The 20,740-nt window shown below is 54.9% G+C and carries 23 protein-coding genes; 13 read left to right on the forward strand and 10 right to left on the reverse strand.

Annotated features, from left to right (window positions below; translation table 11 throughout):
• Positions 1–31 precede the first annotated feature (31 nt).
• The 5 genes from VH413_07855 (at position 32) to VH413_07875 (ending at position 4,264) form a co-directional block, all read left to right on the forward strand.
• Complete coding sequence (locus VH413_07855) at positions 32–241, forward strand: type II toxin-antitoxin system HicB family antitoxin (protein ID HEX3798599.1); 210 nt, start codon at positions 32–34, stop codon at positions 239–241.
• A 2-nt stretch (positions 242–243) separates the two neighbouring features.
• A complete protein-coding gene (locus VH413_07860; protein HEX3798600.1) occupies positions 244–468 on the forward strand; it encodes a type II toxin-antitoxin system HicA family toxin in 225 nt (74 codons plus the stop codon).
• 79 nt (positions 469–547) lie between these two features.
• Complete coding sequence (gene argA, locus VH413_07865) at positions 548–1,837, forward strand: amino-acid N-acetyltransferase (GenBank protein ID HEX3798601.1); 1,290 nt, start codon at positions 548–550, stop codon at positions 1,835–1,837.
• Between the two features lie 99 nt (positions 1,838–1,936).
• On the forward strand, positions 1,937–3,661 hold the full coding sequence (gene ilvD / locus VH413_07870) for a dihydroxy-acid dehydratase (GenBank protein ID HEX3798602.1): 1,725 nt from the start codon (positions 1,937–1,939) through the stop codon (positions 3,659–3,661).
• A 231-nt stretch (positions 3,662–3,892) separates the two neighbouring features.
• Complete coding sequence (locus tag VH413_07875; GenBank protein HEX3798603.1) at positions 3,893–4,264, forward strand: BON domain-containing protein; 372 nt, start codon at positions 3,893–3,895, stop codon at positions 4,262–4,264.
• Positions 4,265–4,304: 40 nt separating this feature from the next.
• Here VH413_07875 and VH413_07880 read toward each other — a convergent pair whose 3' ends face one another.
• From VH413_07880 to clpB, 3 genes are all read right to left on the reverse strand, one after another.
• A complete protein-coding gene (locus VH413_07880; protein HEX3798604.1) occupies positions 4,305–4,754 on the reverse strand; it encodes a CBS domain-containing protein in 450 nt (149 codons plus the stop codon).
• A gap of 192 nt (positions 4,755–4,946) precedes the next feature.
• The gene (locus VH413_07885; GenBank protein HEX3798605.1) at positions 4,947–5,414 is read right to left on the reverse strand and encodes an ankyrin repeat domain-containing protein; all 468 of its coding nucleotides are present in this window, start codon (positions 5,412–5,414) and stop codon (positions 4,947–4,949) included.
• A 20-nt stretch (positions 5,415–5,434) separates the two neighbouring features.
• Positions 5,435–8,041 (reverse strand): ATP-dependent chaperone ClpB, encoded by a 2,607-nt coding sequence (gene clpB / locus VH413_07890; GenBank protein HEX3798606.1) that lies wholly within the window; start codon positions 8,039–8,041, stop codon positions 5,435–5,437.
• Positions 8,042–8,210: 169 nt separating this feature from the next.
• Here clpB and VH413_07895 point away from each other — a divergent pair, with 169 nt between their 5' ends.
• Positions 8,211–8,414 carry a hypothetical protein gene (locus VH413_07895; protein ID HEX3798607.1) on the forward strand — a complete coding sequence of 68 codons (204 nt, stop codon included), beginning with the start codon at positions 8,211–8,213 and terminating at the stop codon, positions 8,412–8,414.
• Between the two features lie 128 nt (positions 8,415–8,542).
• Here the strand turns inward: VH413_07895 and VH413_07900 are convergent, their stop codons facing one another.
• From VH413_07900 to VH413_07910, 3 genes are all read right to left on the reverse strand, one after another.
• A complete protein-coding gene (locus tag VH413_07900) occupies positions 8,543–9,178 on the reverse strand; it encodes a serine esterase (protein ID HEX3798608.1) in 636 nt (211 codons plus the stop codon).
• 96 nt (positions 9,179–9,274) lie between these two features.
• Complete coding sequence (locus VH413_07905) at positions 9,275–11,080, reverse strand: cytochrome b N-terminal domain-containing protein (GenBank protein HEX3798609.1); 1,806 nt, start codon at positions 11,078–11,080, stop codon at positions 9,275–9,277.
• Complete coding sequence (locus tag VH413_07910) at positions 11,077–11,631, reverse strand: Rieske 2Fe-2S domain-containing protein (GenBank protein HEX3798610.1); 555 nt, start codon at positions 11,629–11,631, stop codon at positions 11,077–11,079. The genes VH413_07905 and VH413_07910 overlap by 4 nt, the downstream gene beginning before the upstream one ends.
• A 370-nt stretch (positions 11,632–12,001) precedes the next feature.
• Between VH413_07910 and VH413_07915 the strand changes: the two genes are divergently transcribed.
• A complete protein-coding gene (locus VH413_07915; GenBank protein HEX3798611.1) occupies positions 12,002–12,691 on the forward strand; it encodes an NADAR family protein in 690 nt (229 codons plus the stop codon).
• Positions 12,692–12,803: 112 nt separating this feature from the next.
• Positions 12,804–14,201: a DNA (cytosine-5-)-methyltransferase gene (dcm, locus tag VH413_07920; GenBank protein ID HEX3798612.1), complete on the forward strand. Its 1,398-nt coding sequence runs from the start codon at positions 12,804–12,806 to the stop codon at positions 14,199–14,201.
• On the opposite strand, the gene VH413_07925 is transcribed toward dcm, so the two are convergent.
• The 3 genes from VH413_07925 to VH413_07935 all read right to left on the reverse strand — a co-directional run bounded on the left by VH413_07925 (position 14,194) and on the right by VH413_07935 (position 15,672).
• On the reverse strand, positions 14,194–15,174 hold the full coding sequence (locus VH413_07925; protein ID HEX3798613.1) for a hypothetical protein: 981 nt from the start codon (positions 15,172–15,174) through the stop codon (positions 14,194–14,196). The two genes, dcm and VH413_07925, sit on opposite strands and share 8 nt — an antisense overlap.
• Positions 15,174–15,389 (reverse strand): helix-turn-helix transcriptional regulator, encoded by a 216-nt coding sequence (locus VH413_07930; GenBank protein ID HEX3798614.1) that lies wholly within the window; start codon positions 15,387–15,389, stop codon positions 15,174–15,176. Before VH413_07930 ends, VH413_07925 begins: the two co-directional genes overlap by 1 nt.
• A 103-nt stretch (positions 15,390–15,492) precedes the next feature.
• Positions 15,493–15,672, reverse strand: coding sequence for a hypothetical protein (locus VH413_07935; protein ID HEX3798615.1), 180 nt, complete (start codon positions 15,670–15,672; stop codon positions 15,493–15,495).
• 297 nt (positions 15,673–15,969) lie between these two features.
• Here VH413_07935 and VH413_07940 point away from each other — a divergent pair, with 297 nt between their 5' ends.
• The 5 genes from VH413_07940 to moaC all read left to right on the forward strand — a co-directional run bounded on the left by VH413_07940 (position 15,970) and on the right by moaC (position 20,379).
• Positions 15,970–16,758, forward strand: coding sequence for a thiazole synthase (locus tag VH413_07940; GenBank protein ID HEX3798616.1), 789 nt, complete (start codon positions 15,970–15,972; stop codon positions 16,756–16,758).
• A 10-nt stretch (positions 16,759–16,768) separates the two neighbouring features.
• The gene (locus VH413_07945; protein HEX3798617.1) at positions 16,769–17,200 is read left to right on the forward strand and encodes a hypothetical protein; all 432 of its coding nucleotides are present in this window, start codon (positions 16,769–16,771) and stop codon (positions 17,198–17,200) included.
• Between the two features lie 10 nt (positions 17,201–17,210).
• The gene (locus VH413_07950; protein ID HEX3798618.1) at positions 17,211–18,227 is read left to right on the forward strand and encodes a PfkB family carbohydrate kinase; all 1,017 of its coding nucleotides are present in this window, start codon (positions 17,211–17,213) and stop codon (positions 18,225–18,227) included.
• A 5-nt stretch (positions 18,228–18,232) separates the two neighbouring features.
• Positions 18,233–18,994 (forward strand): 3-methyl-2-oxobutanoate hydroxymethyltransferase, encoded by a 762-nt coding sequence (gene panB / locus VH413_07955; protein ID HEX3798619.1) that lies wholly within the window; start codon positions 18,233–18,235, stop codon positions 18,992–18,994.
• Between the two features lie 920 nt (positions 18,995–19,914).
• Positions 19,915–20,379, forward strand: coding sequence for a cyclic pyranopterin monophosphate synthase MoaC (moaC, locus tag VH413_07960; protein HEX3798620.1), 465 nt, complete (start codon positions 19,915–19,917; stop codon positions 20,377–20,379).
• On the opposite strand, the gene VH413_07965 is transcribed toward moaC, so the two are convergent.
• Complete coding sequence (locus tag VH413_07965) at positions 20,376–20,738, reverse strand: antibiotic biosynthesis monooxygenase (protein HEX3798621.1); 363 nt, start codon at positions 20,736–20,738, stop codon at positions 20,376–20,378. The two genes, moaC and VH413_07965, sit on opposite strands and share 4 nt — an antisense overlap.
• Positions 20,739–20,740: the final 2 nt, after the last annotated feature.

Raw genomic sequence — 20,740 nt, forward strand, 5'->3', positions numbered from 1 at the left:
CTAACAAATGCCGTGATACCCTTAATCAGGAATGAAAAAATACACCGCAGTTGTTGAGCGATGCCCCGAAACAAATCTTTTTGTGGGATTCATTCCCGGCTTTCCGGGCGCACATTCTCAAGGCGCGACTTTGGATGAGTTAAACCAAAATTTAGTTGAGGTCGTGGAGATGCTTTTGGAGGACGGAGAGCCAAAGCTCGAAGCTGAATTTGTCGGCACGCAAACCGTAAACGTTGGCTGATTATGGGAAACATCCCGGTTTTAAAACCGCGAGAAGTTTGCGCAATCTTGTCAAAACTTGGATTCCATGAAGTTCGTCAACGAGGTTCCCATATTCAGTATCGTCACGCCGATGGTCGTGGAACAACCGTGCCGTTTCATTCGGGCCGGGACATTTCCCCATTTCTCTTGCGACAAATCGCCAAAGACATCGGAATGACAGCGCACGATTTCATTGGCCACCGGTAAGGTTTGTGACCCAGTGAAATTAATATTGAATCCCCGCCAAAAGAGATTACTTATCAGTCGAGTAAATTGATTAAATAAAGTGAAACTCACTGACCTGCGGGGCATCCTGCAATACATTCCGCGTTTTCGGGAGAAGACGTTCATCCTCAGCATTGATGGCGCGATCATCACGGACGAAAATTTTGGCAATATCCTCCTCGATATCGCCGTCCTGCGCTCGCTGAATATTCGCGTGGTGCTGACTCACGGCGCCGCCGCGCAGGTCAAGGCGCTGGCCGAGGAACAAAATGTCAAGGCGTCCGACCTCGACGGCAGCGGCATCACCGACGCCGAAACGCTCAAGCTGGCGTTGACGGCGGCGAACCGTTTGACGCACGAAATCCTCGAAGGACTTTCGGCCAATGATTTGCGCGCGGCTTCGTCGAATGCGATCATCGCGCATCCGCTGGGAATCATCCAGGGCGTGGATCATTTGTTTACCGGCAAGGTTGAGCGCGTGGATGTGGAATTGCTCCAGACGCTGCTGAGCCAAGGCATCGTGCCGGTCATTCCGCCGCTGGGATTCGACGGCGATGGAAAAACGTATCGCGTGAATTCTGACAGTGTGGCGGTCGCGGTGGCGGATGCGCTCAAGGCGACCAAATTAATTTTTATCACCGCGCAGGACGGGTTGCTGCTTCAGGGGCAATTAATCCGCCAGATGATCGTGGCCGATTTGAACGCGCTGCTCGCCAAGCAAAGTTTCGCGCCTGACATGATGTCCAAGGCGCGGCACGCGGCGGCGGCTTGCAACGCGGGTGTCCAGCGCGTGCATGTGATCAACGGGCGCGTGGATGAAGGTTTGCTGGCGGAAGTATTTTCCAATGAAGGCATCGGCACGCTCATCTACGCGAACGAATATCAGCAGGTGCGCCCGGCGAAGAAAAAGGACATCCGCAGCATCCAGGTATTGACCAAAAACTCGGTTGACAATGAGGAGTTGGTGAAGCGCACGCGCACGATTTTAGAAAAACAGCTTAACGATTTTTACATTTTTGAAATTGATAAAAATCCGGTGGCGTGCGTGGCGCTGCATGTTTATCCCGACGTGAACAAAGGCGAACTGGCGTGTTTATATGTCAGTCCTTCGCACGAGAATGAAGGCATCGGACAAAAGCTGATTCAATTTGTCGAAACGAAGGCGCGGGAATCAGGCTTGAGCGAATTGCTGGCGCTTTCGACGCAGGCGTTCACTTATTTCCAATCGAAGGCGGGATTTGTCGAAGGCACACCGGATGATTTGCCGCCGATGCGCCGGGAAAAATACGATCAAAGCGGGCGCAACTCGAAGGTGCTGGTTAAGAAATTAGTGAAGCCGGTGCCGGCGTAAAAAATTTTGTTATTTATTGGAGGGTTATCCGACCGTTTGCAAGCCGCAGCCACAGAGCGCACTTGTCAGAATCTCACTTTTGGGGAAATCTAGCACACGATGAAAAACAAACCATCCGCCAGCAAGAAAGTGGATCCATTGCGTCCTTACTCGAGCCAGGTGCTCGACGGCCCGGAGCGCGCCGCCAGCCGCGCGATGCTTTATCCGGTCGGTTTCAAGCCGGAAGATTTCAAGAAACCCGTGATCGGCATCGCTTCGACCTGGAGCATGGTCACGCCGTGCAATATGCACATTGATAAGCTCGCGCTCGAAGCCGAAAAAGGCGCGAACGAAGCGGGCGGCAAGGCGATTATCTTCAATACCATCACGGTTTCCGATGGCATTTCGATGGGTTCAGAAGGCATGAAATATTCGCTGGTATCACGCGAGGTGATCGCCGATTCCATCGAGACGGTGGTCGGCTGCGAAGGGATGGACGGTTTCGTGGCGATCGGCGGTTGCGATAAAAATATGCCGGGCGCAATGATGGCCATCGCGCGAATGAACCGCTCGGCGGTGTTCGTTTACGGCGGCACGATCCTGCCCGGCTGCATCACCGGCGACACGCGCAAGCTCGACGTGGTTTCCGTGTTTGAGGCGGTCGGCGCGCATGCGAATAAAAAAATCTCCGACGCTGAATTGCTCGCGATCGAGTCGTGCGCAATTCCCGGTCCAGGTTCCTGCGGCGGCATGTACACCGCGAACACGATGGCCAGCGCGATTGAAGCATTGGGAATGAGTTTGCCGAATAGCTCGGCGCAAGTTGCGATTTCGCCCGCGAAGAAAAAAGACTCGCTGCAAGCGGGCGCGGCGGTGGTGAATCTGATCAAGCGCGGCATCAAGCCCCGCGACATCATGACGCGCAAGGCGTTTGAAAATGCCATCACGGTTGTGATTGCGCTGGGTGGCTCGACAAACGCCGTGTTGCATTTGCTTGCGATGGCGAATGCGGCTGAAGTGAAACTTGGCCTAGATGATTTTACACGAATCGGCAAACGCGTTCCGGTGCTGGCGGATTTGAAACCGAGCGGAAAACATTTGATGTCCGAGTTGGTCGCCATCGGCGGCATCCGTCCGCTAATGAAGATGCTGCTCGATGCCGGATTGCTGCATGGCGAGTGTCTCACCGTGACGGGCCAGACCTTGCGCGACGACCTCGCGAGTGTGCAACCGTATCCCGCCAGCCAGACGATCATCTATCCGCTCGACAAACCGATCAAGAAGGACAGCCATTTGGTGGTGCTTTATGGAAATCTCGCGGCGGAAGGTGCCGTGGCAAAAATCAGCGGCAAGGAAGGCTTGCGTTTCACCGGCAAGGCGATTGTTTTTGAATCCGAAGAAAAAGCGCTCACGGCGATTCTCGACGGCACGGTAAAAAAAGGCCACGTGATCGTGATTCGCTACGAAGGGCCGAAAGGCGGACCCGGCATGCGCGAAATGCTTTCACCGACTTCGGCGATTATGGGCAAAGGTTTGGGCAAGGAAGTAGCGTTGATAACGGACGGGCGATTTTCCGGCGGCAGCCACGGTTTCGTGGTGGGCCACGTGACGCCGGAGGCATACGTCGGCGGCGCGCTGGCGCTGGTGAAAAACGGCGACACGATCACCATTGATGCGGAGCGGCGGGAATTGACTTTGGATGTTTCCGCGGCGGAAATGAAGAAGCGGCGCAAAGCGTGGAAAGCGCCAAAACCCCGTTACACGCGCGGTGTGCTCGCCAAGTACGCGCACCTCGTCACTTCAGCGACGTACGGCGCTGTGACGGATCAGAACTTGAAATTATAAATCGTTCCTCGACGAAGCGAAGCGGTCATGGAGTGAATAATCCACTCCATGACGAACACGCACCAGCGCAAAAGCTTCATCATTTGCCCGTCATTATTGCAAGATTGCGAACGGCACAGCTCCTGCTTTTCTGAGAGCGTAACCCAGGTGATGATATACGCGAAGGCGGCGAGGATTACGACACTCGCTCCGTCCTGAGCGGCACCGGGTTGTTACTCGAAAGGAATCGTTATGCGCAGTGCAAAATCGTTGGCCGTATTTAAACGAGCGGCTCTTCCTGCAATCCTCGCGGTCAGCCTCACCGCCTTGGCCGATACGTCTCCGATGACGGCCGTTGGCGATAGTGCGTCCAAGCCCGCCAATCCCACGACCGCAACCGCGCCCAAAAACGACCGGGAATTGGAGCGTGAAATCCTCATTGCGTTGACGCACGACAATATCAACAACGGCACCGTTTATCGAAATGTAAAAATCGTCGCCAGCAATGGCCGCGTCACCTTCAGCGGTTCAGTTAAAAATGAGAAGCTGCACACGAAGCTGATACACATCGCATCCGGCGTGGTGGATGCCACGAACATCCGGGACAACGTGCTCGTGAAATAGTTTCCGCGGCGGCAGGGGCGCATGCGACTAGCGCGCCCGGTCAGCCGGGATATTTTCCGCTGATGTAATCTTCCATTTGGTTCAACGCCTGGGTCTGCGCGCTGATGATCCAGTTGACGAGATCGCCGATGGAAATGATGCCCACCACCTTCTCGCCATCGAGAACCGGCAAATGGCGGACACGATGTTCCGTCATCAGGCGCATGCATTCCTCGACCGTGTGCGACGGTGTCACGGAAATGACCGGCATGGAAATGATTTCCTTTACGGCGGTGGTCTTGGACGATTTGCCTTTGAGCACGACTTTGCGCGTGTAATCGCGTTCCGAAAACATGCCCATCAAATTGCCGCCGCTCATCACAAGCAGCGCGCCGATATTTTTATCGGACATCAGTTTGATGGCGTCGAACACGGTGTCCTGCGGAGCGACGGAGCAGAGCGCGCGAGGTTTTTGGTTCAGTAACGAATCTATGGTGCCGGAGATATGCATGGTTAATCCTCCATCGGTGAATTGCGGGCCGTGAGAAACGCTTGCGGATACAACCATTGCGCGAGGCCATGAGGCCATTGCCAGTCCAACAAGTGTTCGAGGGTACGCATGTTTGAACGGGAACTTGGGTTGATTTACGATAACCCAGGAATGGCCTTTGTAAAGGCGCGAATTCAGCGCGCGCCAGGAAGATCATTCGTGCGCACCGCGCTCGCGCAACAAATCAATCAAGCTGTTGTCGAGTGATAATTTTGCCAAGTCGAGAGTAGTACGACCATCAGGTCCGCGGGCATTGATGTCCGCGCCATTCGAGAGCAATGCGGCGGCAGCATCGCGGCGTCCGGCGAAGGCCGTCCACAACAACGGCGTCAGCCCGCGCTTATCGCGCACGTCCACTTTCGCCCCATAGTGGACCAGAAGTTTCACCAAGTCAGGATCGCCCAGGTTCGCGGCCACGTGCAAAGGCGTCCAGCCTTTGCTGGGATCTACGTCCGCATTCGCCAGCGTTGGATGAGCCTGAAGCAATTTCTCAACTTGCGAAATGTCTCCGGAATAAAGCGCGCGCCGAAATTCGACCGTGTGATTGGCAGTGCGTAAAAATACGAACGCCACCACTGCCGCCACGATGGCGATTGAAACGATGATCTTCCACGATTTCATTTCAATCACTCATCAAAAAATTATTCACCGGTTTTATGAAATACCAATTCGCCATTGCTGGCGCTGACCGTGATGTTGTCGCCGGGCTTGAATTCGCCGGCGAGCACCTTCATCGCCAGCGGATCAAGCACTTGCTCCTGGATCGTGCGCTTCAACGGGCGCGCGCCGAATTGCGGATCATACCCTTCGCTTGCCAGTAATTTTCTCGCGTCGGCGTCGGCGTTCAAATGCAAATTTTGTCCGGCCAGGCGCTTTTCAAGGCGATGCAACTGAATGTCCACGATGGATTCAAGCTGTTCTTCGGTGAGATTATGGAAAATGATAATGTCATCCACGCGGTTCAAAAACTCGGGGCGAAATTGCGACTTCAATTCCATGCGCACAAGCCGCTCCATCTCGGCGTGGGCCTTCGGATCAATTTTATCGGCATCGTAAAATTCCTGGATGATCGGCGAGCCGATATTGCTGGTCATAATGATGATGGTGTTCTTGAAATCCACCGTCCTCCCCTGCCCGTCTGTCAGCCGCCCGTCATCGAGCACTTGCAGCAGCACATTAAAAACGTCCGAGTGCGCTTTTTCGATTTCATCCAGCAGCACCACGCAATAAGGCCGGCGCCGCACGGCTTCACTGAATTGCCCGCCTTCCTCGTAACCGATATATCCGGGCGGCGCACCGATCAACCGCGCCACGGTGTGCTTCTCGGTGTATTCGCTCATGTCAATGCGTACCATCGCATTTTCATCGTCGAATAAAAATTCCGCGAGCGCGCGCGCTAGCTCCGTTTTTCCAACCCCTGTCGGGCCGAGAAAAATAAACGAGCCCACCGGCCGGCCGGGATCCTGCAAACCGCTGCGTGAACGCCGCACGGCATTCGCAATGGCAGTGATCGCTTCCTTTTGGCCGACGACGCGTTGTTGCAAACGCTGTTCCATGTCCATGAGTTTGTTGCGCTCGCCTTCGAGCATGCGGCTCACGGGAATGCCGGTCCACGCCGACACCACTTGCGCAATGTCTTCCTCGGTGACTTCTTCATTCAACAAACGGCTCTCCTGTTGCATCTCGTGAAGGCCCTCCTGCGCCGCCGCCAATTTCTTTTGCAAATCGGGAATCGTCCCGTACTGAATTTGCGCGGCGAGATTCAAATCGCCGGTGCGCTGCGCCGCTTCCTGTTCCTGGCGCGCGGCTTCCAGTTGGGAATTAATGATGCCCGCCGCGTTGATCGAGGCTTTTTCATTTTGCCATTGGGCCTTGAGTTTGCTCGCCTGCTCTTTGAAATTCGCCAGGTCGCGTTCCAATTTTTTCAAACGCTCAGCCGAGGCCTCATCTTTTTCTTTCCTGAGCGCCGCCTGCTCAATTTCGAGTTGCATGATCTGGCGTTCGAGTTTGTCAATTTCCACGGGCATGGAATCAAGTTCCATGCGCAGGCGCGAGGCCGCTTCATCCATCAAATCCACCGCCTTGTCCGGAAGAAAACGATCGGTGATGTAGCGATTGGATAAGGTTGCCGCCGCAATCAACGCCGCGTCCTGGATGCGAATGCCGTGATGCACTTCATAACGCTCTTTCAAACCGCGCAAAATCGCGATGGTCGCTTCCACCGACGGTTCATTTACGTAGATGGGTTGGAAGCGGCGTTCCAGCGCGGCATCTTTTTCGATGTGCTTGCGATATTCGTCGAGCGTGGTCGCGCCGATGCAGCGCAATTCGCCGCGCGACAACTGCGGCTTGAGCATATTCGCCGCGTCCGCCGCGCCTTCCGCAGCGCCCGCGCCGACGAGCGTGTGCAATTCATCAATGAACAAAATGACGCGCCCTTCGCTGGCGGTGATCTCTTTGAGAAATGCCTTGAGACGATCCTCAAATTCGCCGCGATATTTCGCGCCGGCAATCATCGCGCCCAAATCCATCGCGACCAATTTTTTGTTCTTCAAAGACTCTGGAACATCACCACTGACAATACGGCGAGCCAAGCCTTCGGCAATCGCAGTTTTTCCAACACCCGGTTCGCCGATGAGCACGGGATTATTTTTAGTGCGGCGCGTCAAGACCTGCATCACCCGGCGGATTTCCTCATCGCGGCCAATGACGGGATCAATCTTGCCTTCGCGGGCAAGCGCGGTGAGATCGCGGCCATATTTTTCCAGCGCGCGAAATTTTCCCTCGGGATTTTCGTCGGTGACGCGCTGGTTGCCGCGCAATTCAGCAAGCGCCTTCAAGACATCATTGGCCTTGATGCCTGACGACTTAAATAATTTTTTCAGCTCCGGACCGCCTTCCTGCATCAAACCAAGAAGCAAATGTTCCGTGCTGATATATTCGTCCTTGAGCTTTTTCGCCTGCTCTTCGGCGGCGGCAAGCGATTGTTTAAAGGCCGTGCTCAAAAATGGTTCAGCCACGTTCTGAACTTTGCCACGGCGGTCCAGAATCGCCTTGAGATCGGCATTCAGTTTGGGAAGCGGCACGCCGAGTTTTTGCAACAGCGGTTCGATGAGGCCGTCATCGGGTTCGAGCAATGCCGCGAAGAGATGTTCGCCATCCACTTCCTGGCTCGAATATTCCTGCGCGATGCGCAATGCGGATTGCATCGCCGCCTGTGCTTTGGTGGTAAATCGTTCAGCAGCCATAATTCATTCAACCTTAACCGGCAAGACCCATGCCTGCCCTTGGCGTCAATATAGCAAGCTTTTGAAAATATAAAACAGTTTCGGCGGCGAAATAATTTTTCGACTTGGACACTCTTTGTCCATCCCCTGTGGATAACCTTGGCGCGTAAACATGAAAGGCACTTTGGTTATGACAAATAAAAATCAAATGGAACTGGGATTTGAAACCGCCAATCGCTGCCCGCGCGTTGCCCAGCGTGACCGCCGCCAGAACCGCGCGCATTGGTGGTTCGGCCAAATGCGCCAGGTCGTGGATCGCGCCTTTGAATGGGAACCCGCGCCGCGCCTCAAGCCTGAACAGATTTTGCTCACCGAAAGCCAGCCTCGCGGCTGACCGATTTCCGAATGCGGCGACGCGCCAGGGAGGTGGTGTCGTCTCTTCGGTCCTGCCGGCCCGGCGTTGCAACCCGCCAACTTCACTTGCAGCGCCGGGCTATTTTTTTACGCGCGAATGTTCGCGCGTTATTTTTTTGTGGTTTGATGGTCGTATCCCGTGGTGATGAATTTTCGTATGACGCTGAGTTCAGTTTCTCCAGCGATCGTGTGGGCCTTGACGAATTCGTGCCACTCGATTTGGATGCCCGCGTCTTTCAACTGCTGAATTTGCTGGCGTACCGCGGCAAACGGAATGATCGGGTCTTGCGTGCCATGAGTGATGAGGATGCGTTGTTGTTTGGCCAGCGGCGTAAGATCACGAATGGATTCTTCCGGTTCATGCACGTAACCGCTGATACCCACCAACCCCGCAAACAAATGCGGATAACGCAAACCGACTTCAATCGTCATCAGGCAGCCTTGCGAGAAGCCGGAGAGAATCGTTTGCTCCGTGGGAAAATCGGCGGCGCGCTGGGCGTCGAGCAATTCAAAAAGCATTTTCCGGCTGCGCAAAACTCCGTCCGCTGGCTCGCCGGCAAAATCGTACCACGAATAACCGCCGTAATAGGCATCGGGCGCATTGACGAGCAGGTAATTCATCCACGGAAGATTCAACGCTTCAGGCAGCCAGCGAAAACCCGCGCTGCTGTCACCGAGCCCATGCAGCATGATCATGAGGCGCGAACTTTTGTTGAGCGCAGGAATGAATTCAGTTTTGAGCATGCGTTAGGATGGGACAGACGCACAAAAGCGCAAATAATTTTTGCCGCGAAGCTGCAAAAAAATTCCACGGTCTCACGCCGTCGAATTGAAATCACATCAAGGCTTGGCGGGCTCGTACCAATCACCACGCAACCAGTCGGCGATGAGGCCGATAGATTGCGAAGTCAAAATTTGTTTCTCGCCAAACGCGGGCATGTGGTCGTTGTGGTCGCCGTAGAAATTGGGATGCGCCGGGTTATTGAGAAACTTCACCAGCCATTCGCGCGAACCCCAGCCGGTCAAATCCGGCGCGGTGGCGTTCTCGTCCGGCTCGCGAAGCTGATGGCAATCCGCGCAGCCGATGGCATCGCGGAAAAGCGCGCGGCCTTCGACGATGTCCGCCGCGTCGTGCGCATCGCTTAACGCTTGCGATTTTAATTGCGCCTCGGCGGAGACGGCCGCGATGACTTTTTGGAGTTGGGCTTTTTGTTCAGGCATGTAGTGGGCGACTTTGGTTTTTACAAATTTCGGCATCTTACCGTCGCGCAATTTTGTCGCGCCAAAATAATTCGTGCTGCTGACGCACTCAGGATCGAGCAAGCCCGCCAGCCACGCGCGCGAACCAAAATCCGCGAGGTCGGACGCATGTTGCGGATCTTTCACAAAATTACCCAGGCCATCGTGGCCGTTATAACGATGGCAACTGGCGCAATTTTTTGCGAACAGCTTCGGACCTTGCGTGAACGGGTCGTTGCGCAAAAGCGTGATTGCGCCACCCGCGGGAACGCCCGTCGGCGAATCCGCCAGTTGCTTCACGCGCTCGGCTTCGAGCCTCGCAGCTTTCACCGCGGCCTGATAAGATGAATTATGCGCATCACCGGAAAACGCGATGGACGCGAGCAACCCGGCGCACACGAACACGCACGCGAGAAAGCCGATGTTGAACCGATGCCCCGACGGCGAGCGCCCGATGAAGGGCATGAGAAAAATAATCGTCATCACAATTCCCGGAATGATGATCGCGCCCATGATTTCCATTTGCGCCGGAAAATATTTCAGGAATTGGTAGAGGAATAAAAAATACCATTCGGGCCGCGCCGCCGAGTAAGGCTCAGAGGGGTCGGCGGGCGCGCCCAGTTCCGCGCCCAGCGGACCCGACGTGCCGAACAACCGATGCCGCACGATCAGGAAACTCAAAGTCGCCGCAATCGCCAGACACACAACGGCATTTCGCAACGCTTGGTCTGGCCAAAACGGAGCATCGGGTTTTCTTGAAGATTGAGCGCCTTTGAATCCGTGCCGGCGAAATAAATACGCGTGAATGATCAGCAACGCGATCAACGTGCCCGGCAAAATTCCGGCATGTATGCCAAAAAATCTTGTCAGCGTCAGTTGCCCATAATCCGGGCCGCCGATGAGAATCGTTTGCAACTTTTGTCCTATCACCGGCACGATACCCAAAATATTCATCGCGACCTTCGTGGCCCAAAAACCTTTTTGATCCCACGGTAATTGATAACCCGTCAGCGCCATGAACAGCACGACTTGAATCAGCAACAGCGTGAACCAAAAATTCACTTCGCGCGGTGCCTTGTAAGCGCCGCCGATCACTACCTGCATGAGATGTAACGCGAGCACCACCGGCAGAATTTGCGCCGTGTAATGATGCAGCCCGCGCAACATCCAACCGCCCGCGACGTGGTTCTGCAGATAGTTGACACTCTCCCACGCCGTCTGCGTGCTCGGACTATAGCTCAGCCAAAGTGCGACGCCCGTGACGAATTGGATGAAGATGCAAAAGATGACCGCCGTCCCCGTCGCGTAACGCCATCGCGAACCGCCGGGAATATTTGCGAAAAATAAATCCTCCACCAGTTGGCGGAACCCAGTGCGCTGGTCGAGCCAGTCGAGCGCGCCCTTCATGCGACGGGAATTTTCTCCGCGCGACCCGCCTCGAAATTCTCAAAGCGCACCCAAACCGACCCATCCGCGCGCACCTCCACCTCGAGCGAATCCAATCCCCGCGCCGCCGGACTTGTCAACGCCGCGCGACTGCCATCCACCTTGAAACTGCTATTGTGACACGGGCAAATAAATTGTCCCCGCTCACCGGAAAAATCCACGAAACAACCCGCGTGCGGACAAACCACATTCAACGCCTCCACACTCCGTTCCCCCGTGCGCCGCAAATACACCGCGCCGATCGGCGCATCCGCATATTTATTCCACGCATCCGTGCGCGGCGCCAGCACCGGAAACTTTCGCGGGACGCCATCATTCGGCAGCGCTTCAAGCGAAGTCACCCGCACACTGGAAATGCTCTCGCCCGCTCGCCGCAAAGGGTCCGTCAAAACGAAAAACGCGGCCAGACTTGGAACCAGCGCGGCGATTCCCGTGATCACCACGGCGAATGCCCCTTTGAAAAAAGAGCGGCGGCCGGATTTTGCGGATGCTGGTTGAGATTGCATGCTCATAAGGTTGGACTCACGAACCCATGCAAATATTCCCGCGAAAGACTCGCGACTGGCGATGGCATTGGCGCGCCCAGTGGGGAGCGCGCGGCGGCTTATTTCCCGTACTTGCCGCGCCTCTCGTCCTCAGATTTATCAATCGGGAAAAAAGCGGCCGCCAGCAACGCCGGCCCAAAACAAAGAGCCAAACCCAGCGGCACACACCAAAGACCCCAATAATTAGTATCCATACCACCCAAAGATAAGCGCCCGCCCGCCCCTTGGCAACAGAAAGTCACCGGCGCAAACCCCATCATGATTTCGCCCGGCCAATATACATTTCAAAGAGCAAAATAGACTCCCCATCCCCGCCTCCATCCGCAAAACTCATCCAATGAATTTCGTCCGCGCCAAATTCCCCTTCCTCATCGCCGCGCTCATCGCCCTTTGCTCCTGCCACACCGCGCCATCACCGGCCCCGCGCGCCGATTACCCCGCGCACTGGTGGACACCCATTCCCACCAACGGCGCACCCGCGTGGGAAATCCTTCCCCAATCCGCCCGTCCCGGCGAAGTCATCCTCTCCAAGCGCAACGAACTCGGCATCCTCTCCAACTTCGCCCCCACACCCTTCACCTTCCACGGCCACCGCTACGCCAGCCTCGAAGGCTTTTGGCAAATGATGAAATACCCCGAGAACACCGCCGACCCTCGCGCCCAATTCCCCGGCCTCACCTGGCCCTTCACCCGCGCAAAAGTCGCCCAACTCACCGCCTTCGACGCCAAACACGCCGGCGACCTCGCCGACCGCAATATGAAAACCATGGGCATCACTTGGATCACCTTCGAAGGCCGCCGCATGGAATACCGCCCCGCCCAACCCGGCCAACACTATCAACTCATCGTCGCCGCCACCCGCGAGAAAGTCCGCCAAAACCCTGAAGTCCAAAAAATCCTCCTCGCCACCGGCCACCTCATCCTGCGACCCGACCACCACCAGGAACCCGACGCCCCCGCCGCCTGGCACTACTATGAAATCCTCACCCAAATCCGCACCGAACTCCAACAAGGCAAATTTCATTAGCGTCCACGGGGAGCACAGGCGCCTGATAGCTGAAAACAGAAGTTGATTTTTTATCAGCAGTAAGCCAAACACTATTGGCATGATTAAAGATGGACATGGATTATAGTCACATATGATTCCTGCTACTCTACATGGAGTCGAATTGCGAATCATCCGCCAACGACTTGGCCTCTCACAAGCAAAATTAGCTGAGATTACGGGCGTGCCCCAAGCAGATCTTTCCGCATTCGAGCTTGGCAAATTATTATTGGATAACCCCGAAATTGATCGCGTAAACAATGTGCTCGCAAACACAAATGCAGTACAACTTATTGCTGGCCGAAAAAAAAGATATCGCCAGCATCAATACGGCCCTTCCTTCAGGGATCCGACACGAATCTCAATGATGCGCAGAACCGGCGAAAATGAAAAGTATATCAAATTATTATTGCTTCTCGATAAGCAGCGGAATCGCACTGCGAACAACCCTCCCTTAGCGCTTTCTCTTTTTTCAGGATGTGGGGGATTTAGCACGGGCTTTTCCTGGGCCGGATTCAAAATTCAGGGCTTCTTAGAGATAAATCCTGAATTTAGGAAAATTTATCAGAACAATTTTCCGAACGCCAAAGAACTTGGAACAGATATAACCAAGGTGACAGAAAACGAAATTAGGGGATGGAAACAGAAAAACGAATCTGTTGACGTAATCATTGGCGGCCCTCCGTGCCAAGGTTTTAGCTTGTCTGGAAAACGTAAAACCGATGATTCCCGAAATACATTGTTTGAACATTACCTGCGAGTGGTTGCCGAAATACGGCCAAAGGTTGCCGTTCTTGAGAATGTTAGATTGCTTGCGTCAATGCGATTTCCTGACGGCAGTTTTGTTGGAGAATCAATTTACGAAGGGTTTCAGAGGCTTGGATATTTAGTTAAGGCCTTTGAGGTTAATGCGAGAGATTACGGGGTGCCTCAACATCGAGAGCGTATTCTGTTTGTGGCTGTCAGAAAAGACCAGCGGCTAGCCCCTTCAATTCCTCATCCCATGCATTGTCACGAAAAGGATTTATTCCTTGGAAAACTGCCTTACCGGTCATTTGCTGACGCCTGTTCGGACTTGGAATTTTTGGAGTCAGGAGAAAAGTCAGATGTCGACCCCCTTCATGAAGCCGTAAGTCATCCCAAGCATGTAATTGATTGGTTATGGAATGTTCCACAGGGTGCAAGCGCGCACGATAATGAAAATCCCACGATGCGCCCCCCCTCTGGTTATAATACAACCTACAAACGGCAAGTTTGGCTGGAACCGGCTTCAACTATTCAAACCACATTCGGGATGATTTCCGGCTGTCGCAATGTCCATCCAATCGCGACGCGAGCTTTGACCATCCGAGAGGCAGCAAGAATTCAATCATTTCCGGATACTTACAAGTTTTCTGGGTCGTTAGGGACAATTAGGACATCAATCGGTAATGCGGTGCCTCCTTTGCTCGCTTATTATATTGGCTGCCATTTAAAACAGAACCTCAACTAATTTTATAAAAATATCCGGCCTCCAAGTTAAATTGCAGTTGGTTGGGGTGCTGAGCTTGTCCGCCACGTTGCATTTGGATGATGCCAAAACGCGGAGCATCGTGAAAAACTCCTGCCGGATCCTTATAAGAACCTTTTTTAACGGAATAGGTCTTCTTTGAAAATCGTCCATAAGCTTTTGATAGTTCAATAAGCTCCTCAATACTGTAAATAGCCATTTCGGCAATATTCCAAGTTGATGAAGCTTTGGCTTTGTGTATTAGATAATCTGGTGTGAATGGGTCATCTAAATAAGCCTTTTGGAATAGAAGCCGGGAAATCTCATTTTGTTTTTTCTGAAAAATTGTTTCCCATTCTTGCCGTCCAGATGGATCTATTTCCTCCCAAAACCAGCGCCGTGGATCGCTAACCCGCCCTTGTAACGCGGCAGGATCATCCATCGGGCGACACCCTGTATCACCACAAAACTGTTTCAAAGCCTTTAGGGCCATGGATGAAACGTGGATCTCATTTCGTATAAGCAGATTTGTAAAACCTTGGGCGGTCGTAAAATATAGTTGAGCATTCGTCGGCGTCTTGTTGTTGCACTGTTTCGTGGAAACTCCAACCGTCGCGGACAGAGAATTGTTCCATTCAAAGGTAATTACCAAGTCGCTCTTGCACCTTTTGACTGTAACTCCATTAATATTTAGCCACCTTACACCTTCTTCCGATGTTGCCAGTGTTCCCGTTGAGATGGCAAAAGCTCGCTTAATCACCGATTCACGCTGCGCTCGACAGATATAGTCAAGGAGTTTGATTGCCGGATCCCCAATGAATACATGGCCTTGACCCAAATCACTCATCGGCCGTGGATATGTTAATGCGTTGATTTCCTGGGCAATATGTTCTTCAAAAGTATGGCCTCCGTGTCTTCCGAGAATTCCGGCTTGGATTTGGAGCGCATGGACTTCATTAAGCGGAGTGAGAGCCATTACTTCTTGTCCTCAAAGACAAAAAACTCCTTAACCTCGACCTTTAGAGCCCTGGCATAGTCCGTCAGGCTTGCTACGGAAGGAGCATTTATCCCTCGCTCCACAAGACTGATGAACTCAACGGACCTGCCGACCCTCTCGGCAAGCTGCTCTTGCGTAAGATTCCGTCTGCGACGAAGTTCGGCAATACGGCGACCTAATTTCTTTTGAAGCACACAGTTTACTATCAGTTGTGCCAATGGTAAGCCACGTAGCTAAACTACGTGTCCATTTGTGAGTTTGTCTGCCTCCGTTTGAGCAATAACTTCCTTTAAGATTCTATCGCGTAACCAGCTTTGATGTTTGATCCTTTTCTCTTCCACCCACCACCGTCTCCCCCATAAACGCATGCTCAATCCCCTCGCCATCCACCGCCAAATCCGATGCCGTTTTGATAAAATCCAACCCGCAAAACGTGAACCCCGCCCCCATTTCAATCTCACAAAATTTCGTATCCATGCCCGCAATTTTACCCATCCCCTCCCTCAACTGCTGTCCAACCCAATTTAAAGCCCACGACTACCACCAAATCATCATCCTTTCTTGCTGAAAACTGAAAACTTGAAACTTGAAACTTCCCCCAATTCCGCACTCCGCACTCCGCATTCCGCATTGAACTCATTTCCCCTCTGCGCCTCTGCGCCTCTGCGTCAAACCCGGCTGCAATTAACCGTAATCTCACGCCCCACACCAACGCCCGTGTCCAAACTCTTGGTAAAAACTTGAAACTTGAAACTCTTCCTTTAACTTCCCTTCATGGTCTTGGTCAATCAGCCCCTCGTCATTGCCGGTCGCGAATTCGCCTCCCGTCTCATCCTTGGGACCGGAAAATTCTCCGCGCCCGAAGCCATGCGCGACGCCCTCGCCGCCAGCGGCACCGGCATCGTCACCGTCGCCCTGCGCCGCGCCGACCTTTCCGGCAAGCGCGATCCTTTTGCCAACATCCTCGAATACATTGACCCGCAAAAATACCTGCTCCTGCCCAACACCAGCGGTGCCATGAACGCCGAAGAAGCCGTCCGCCTCGCGCGCCTTGCCGTCGCCGCCGGACTGCCCAAATGGGTGAAACTCGAGATCCATCCCGACCCGCGCTATCTTCTGCCCGACCCCATCGAGACCCTCAAAGCCGCCGAAATCCTCGTCAAGGAAGGCTTCACCGTCTTGCCATATATCAATGCCGACCCCGTCCTCGCCAAACGCCTTCAGGATGTGGGAACCGCCACCGTCATGCCCCTCGGCTCGCCCATTGGTTCCAATCGCGGCATCCAGACCCGCGACCAGATTCGCATCATCATCGAGCAAGCCACCGTTCCCGTCATCGTGGATGCCGGCATCGGCGCGCCCAGCCACGCCGCCGAAGCCTTGGAACTCGGAGCCGACGCCGTCCTCGTCAACACCGCCATCGCCATCGCCGGCGATCCCAACCGCATGGCCATCGCCTTCAAACAAGCCGTCGAAGCCGGCCGCTCCGCCTACGAAATCGGCCTCGCCGCCCAGCACGAAACCGCCAGCGCCACCAGTCCGCTAACTGCATTTTTAAGTTAACCAAACGCTGATGATCAATTCGATTCGGTCGTTATTGCAAGATCCGTTGTTTCAAAGACCTGCCGATTGCGAAACTGCTCTGCAGATCGTCCGGTGGTGGGAACTCCGGCGCATTCCCTACAATTTAATCGTTGGATTGGTCGGCATCTTCAACTGCGCCTGCATCTTTGGAATGCTTATTCTATTTCCCGCCGCGCAAACCAACGGGTTCGCCCGCGGCTTTCCCGGGCTTCCCCTCGTCGGAATTTTTATTTACGGCGTGATGGCTAATATCTGTTACAGTGGCGGATGGGTTGCAGAGATAGCCGCGGTCAAAATATGGGAACGGCGCGGACACGATTTTGGCCAAATTTCTTTTGCCCTCGGTATACTATTTTCAATTCTGCTGACTATGTTGCCGGCCACCCTGTGCTTGATTTTTTTTATAATAAAATCAATCTGACCTGACGAAAATGAAACCCGCCACCCTCACCCCCGCGCGCGTCCGCAGCATCCTTGCTGCCGCCGCCAAAACCCGCGCCCTCGTCATCGGCGATGTCATGCTCGACCATTTCATTTGGGGCCAGGTCGGCCGTATCTCGCCGGAAGCGCCCGTGCCCGTCGTGGATTTTGATCGCGAAAATTACATTCCCGGCGGCGCCGCCAACGTCGCGCGCAACCTCACCGCCCTGCACGTGCCCACCGATCTGTTCGGTGCCGTCGGCCGCGATTCCGCCGCCCGCCAGCTCACCCAACTTCTGAAAGAACAACACATCGGCTGTGACGGCCTGATCGCCGATGCCTCACGCTTCACCAGTCTCAAGACCCGCATCGTCGCGCATCAGCAACAAGTCGTCCGCCTCGACCGCGAAACCAAAGTGACCCTCGACGATAAAGCCACCGACCGCCTCTTAAATTCTCTCGCCGCCAAACTCGATGGCGCTGCCGCCGTCATCGTCGGCGATTACGGCAAAGGCGTCGTCTCCCAGGTCCTGCTCGACGAACTCAAGCAACTCTGCCACGACCGCGGCGTTTGGCTCAGCCTCGATCCCAAGCCCGTCCATCATCTCACTTTGAGCGGCCTCTCCCTAATCACACCCAACCGCCGCGAAGCCTTTGAACTCGCCGATATCCCCGACGAAACGCGCCACGCCAATCCCCTCGCCGACCATAATTTGATGCAAGTCGTCGAAAAATTATTGCGCGAACTCAAACCCGTTCTCCTCCTCATCACCCTCGGCGAACTCGGCATGCTCCTCTGCCGCTCCGGCCAAAAACCCTTTCACATCCCCACGCGCGCCAAGGAAGTTTTCGATGTCTCCGGCGCGGGCGATACCGTCATCGCGTCCTTCACCCTCGCCATCGCGGCCGGAGCCTCGCCCGTCGAAGCCGCCATCCTTTCCAACCACGCCGCCGGAATTGTCGTCGGCAAAGTCGGCACCGCCATCGTCACCCCCGCCGAGTTGATCGAGAGCTTTCAAAATTCATGACGTCCATGCCCTCCGTAAAAATCACCGCCCCCGCCATCCTTGCGATGAAAGGGCGCCAGGAAAAAATCCCCGCGCTCACCGCCTACGATTTTCCCATGACCCGCCTGCTTGATGAAGTCGGCGTGCCGCTCATCCTCGTCGGCGATTCCGTCGGCATGGTCGTGCTCGGCTACAGCGATACCACTCTCGTCACCATGGCCGAGATGGAACACCACGTCCGCGCCGCCGCGCGCGCCAAACCCAGCGCCCTCCTCGTCGCCGACCTGCCCTATCACACTTATCAAAATGTGAACGACGCCTTGGAAAACGCCCGCCGCCTCGTCGCCGCTGGTGCCGAAGCCGTCAAAGCCGAAGGCGGCCGCTCCATCATCCCGCAAGTCCGCGCGATCATCGAAGCCGGCATTCCCTTTCTCGGCCACCTCGGCATGCTCCCCCAAAGCGTCCGTGAAGAAGGCGGCTACCACGTCAAAGGCCGGGACGAAACCGAACACCAGGCCCTCCTCGCCGATGCCCAGGCCCTCGCCGAAGCCGGCGCCTTCGCCGTCGTTCTCGAACTCGTCACCCCGCCCGTCGCCGCCGAACTCACCAAAAAAATTTCCATCCCCACCATCGGCATCGGCTCCGGCCCCGATTGCGACGGCCAAATCCTCGTCACCCCCGACCTGCTCGGCACCTTTCCCTGGTTCACCCCCAAATTCGTGAAACCCAAACTCAACGCCGCCGAGCAAATGCGCAAAGTCATCGTCGAATGGCGCAAATCCATCTAAAAAATATTTTCCTGCTCCCAACGGATCGCGCGTCTGCGACCCGCAGCCATGTCCATAAAGTCAAACTGCCGCCAAATGCAATCGCCAGCCAAACGCACTCCGTCCCTCTCGCCCCGCGACCGCGCGGGGAGAGAGCCGGAGAGAGGGGCGTCCTATCTCAAATAACCACAAAGTCTAAATCGCACCCTCCAAGTCCCGCAACAACGACCAACAATCTAAACATGGTAGGGCGGAGCTGCCGCTCCGCCGTCCGCAGTCCCGCAGGGACGACAGAAATTTGCCCAGCAATTTATTGCTGGGTTGGATTCTCCTTCAATCCAAGTCCCGCCAGGGACAAAAGAAATCAGCGATTTAACAAAACGTCATCCTCGTCACCTGCAATCGCCACCCCAACGCACTCTGTCCCTCTCTCTCCACGACAACGTGGGGAGAGAGCCGGAGAGAGGGGCGTCCTATCTCAAACAACCACGCAGTTTAAATCGCACCCTCCAAGTCCCCCAACAACGACTAACCATCTAGGCATGGCGGGGCGGATCTGCTGCTCCGTCCGAAGTCCCACAGGAATAACTTATATCCCATCGCATGGTAGGGCGGAGCTGCCGCTCCGCCGTCCGAAGTCCCGCAGGGACGACAGAAATTTGCCCAGCAATTTATTGCTGGGTTTTTATCGCCCTTCAAACCAAGTCCCGCCAGGGACGAAAGAAATCCTCACATGGACCGAACGCCCTCCCGCTCGTCCAACGCTTCTCATTAACCCCCGGCTTCAGCCGGGGGAACCGCGCATCTCAAAAAAATCTATCCCGAGCGCAGCGAGGCAAGCCCGCTCCCTGGAACCAACTCCCACGAACCTGACTTCGTCCTCCATACAAACACGAAATCTTTTTCCCCGTGATTTTGGACTGATGTAAACCCTCCTCTTTATGAAACCCCTCACCCACCTCACCCCTCGTGGCGAAGCCCGCATGGTTGACGTTTCCACCAAACCCATCGTCCTCCGCCACGCCATCGCCACCGGCGAAATCCGTCTGCAACCCGCGACCCTCAAGCAAATCCAATCACACGCCATCGCCAAGGGAAATGTCCTCGCCACCGCGCGCCTCGCCGGGATTCTCGCCGCCAAAAAAACCGGCGAACTCATCCCCCTCTGCCACCCGCTGCCGATCAACCATTGCGAAGTGGATTTTGAATTTCCCAAAAGCAACGACCGCATCCTCATCACCGCGAGCGCAAAAATCGCCGCCCAAACCGGCGTCGAGATGGAAGCCCTCACCGCCGTCAGCATTGCCGCTTTGACCATCTACGATATGTGCAAAGCCGTGGACAAAAAAATGCGCATCACCAACATCCGTCTCCTCTCCAAAACCAAAACCCCGCTTCAGCCTTAACGCCGAAACCCTACTTCGAGCGTAAAATATTGCACCTTCAGCGCACTCAACGGCCCACGCAACTTCGCCAATTCCCCCTCCGGCCCGTGAATCTCCAGCCGCGTGATATCCGCGAGCGCGCCCGATTCCTCCAGCAACGTCCCCACATTTTTTAAATGCGCCAGCGCCGCCTCCGCATTCACATAACCTTCGCGGCAATGCACAACCTCCCCGTCAAAAGAAAACCCATAATAAAGACACCCCGCTTCCGTTTGCGACTTCTCCACAAACCGTTCGCATAAATTTTTAAACGCCGGAAGCTGCCCCGCCTTCACCTTGAAATAAGGCACAATCGTGCAACACGTATCATTCGTAGTCATAA

Source organism: Verrucomicrobiia bacterium (assembly GCA_036268055.1).
Taxonomy (GTDB): Bacteria; Verrucomicrobiota; Verrucomicrobiia; order Limisphaerales; family Pedosphaeraceae; genus DATAUW01.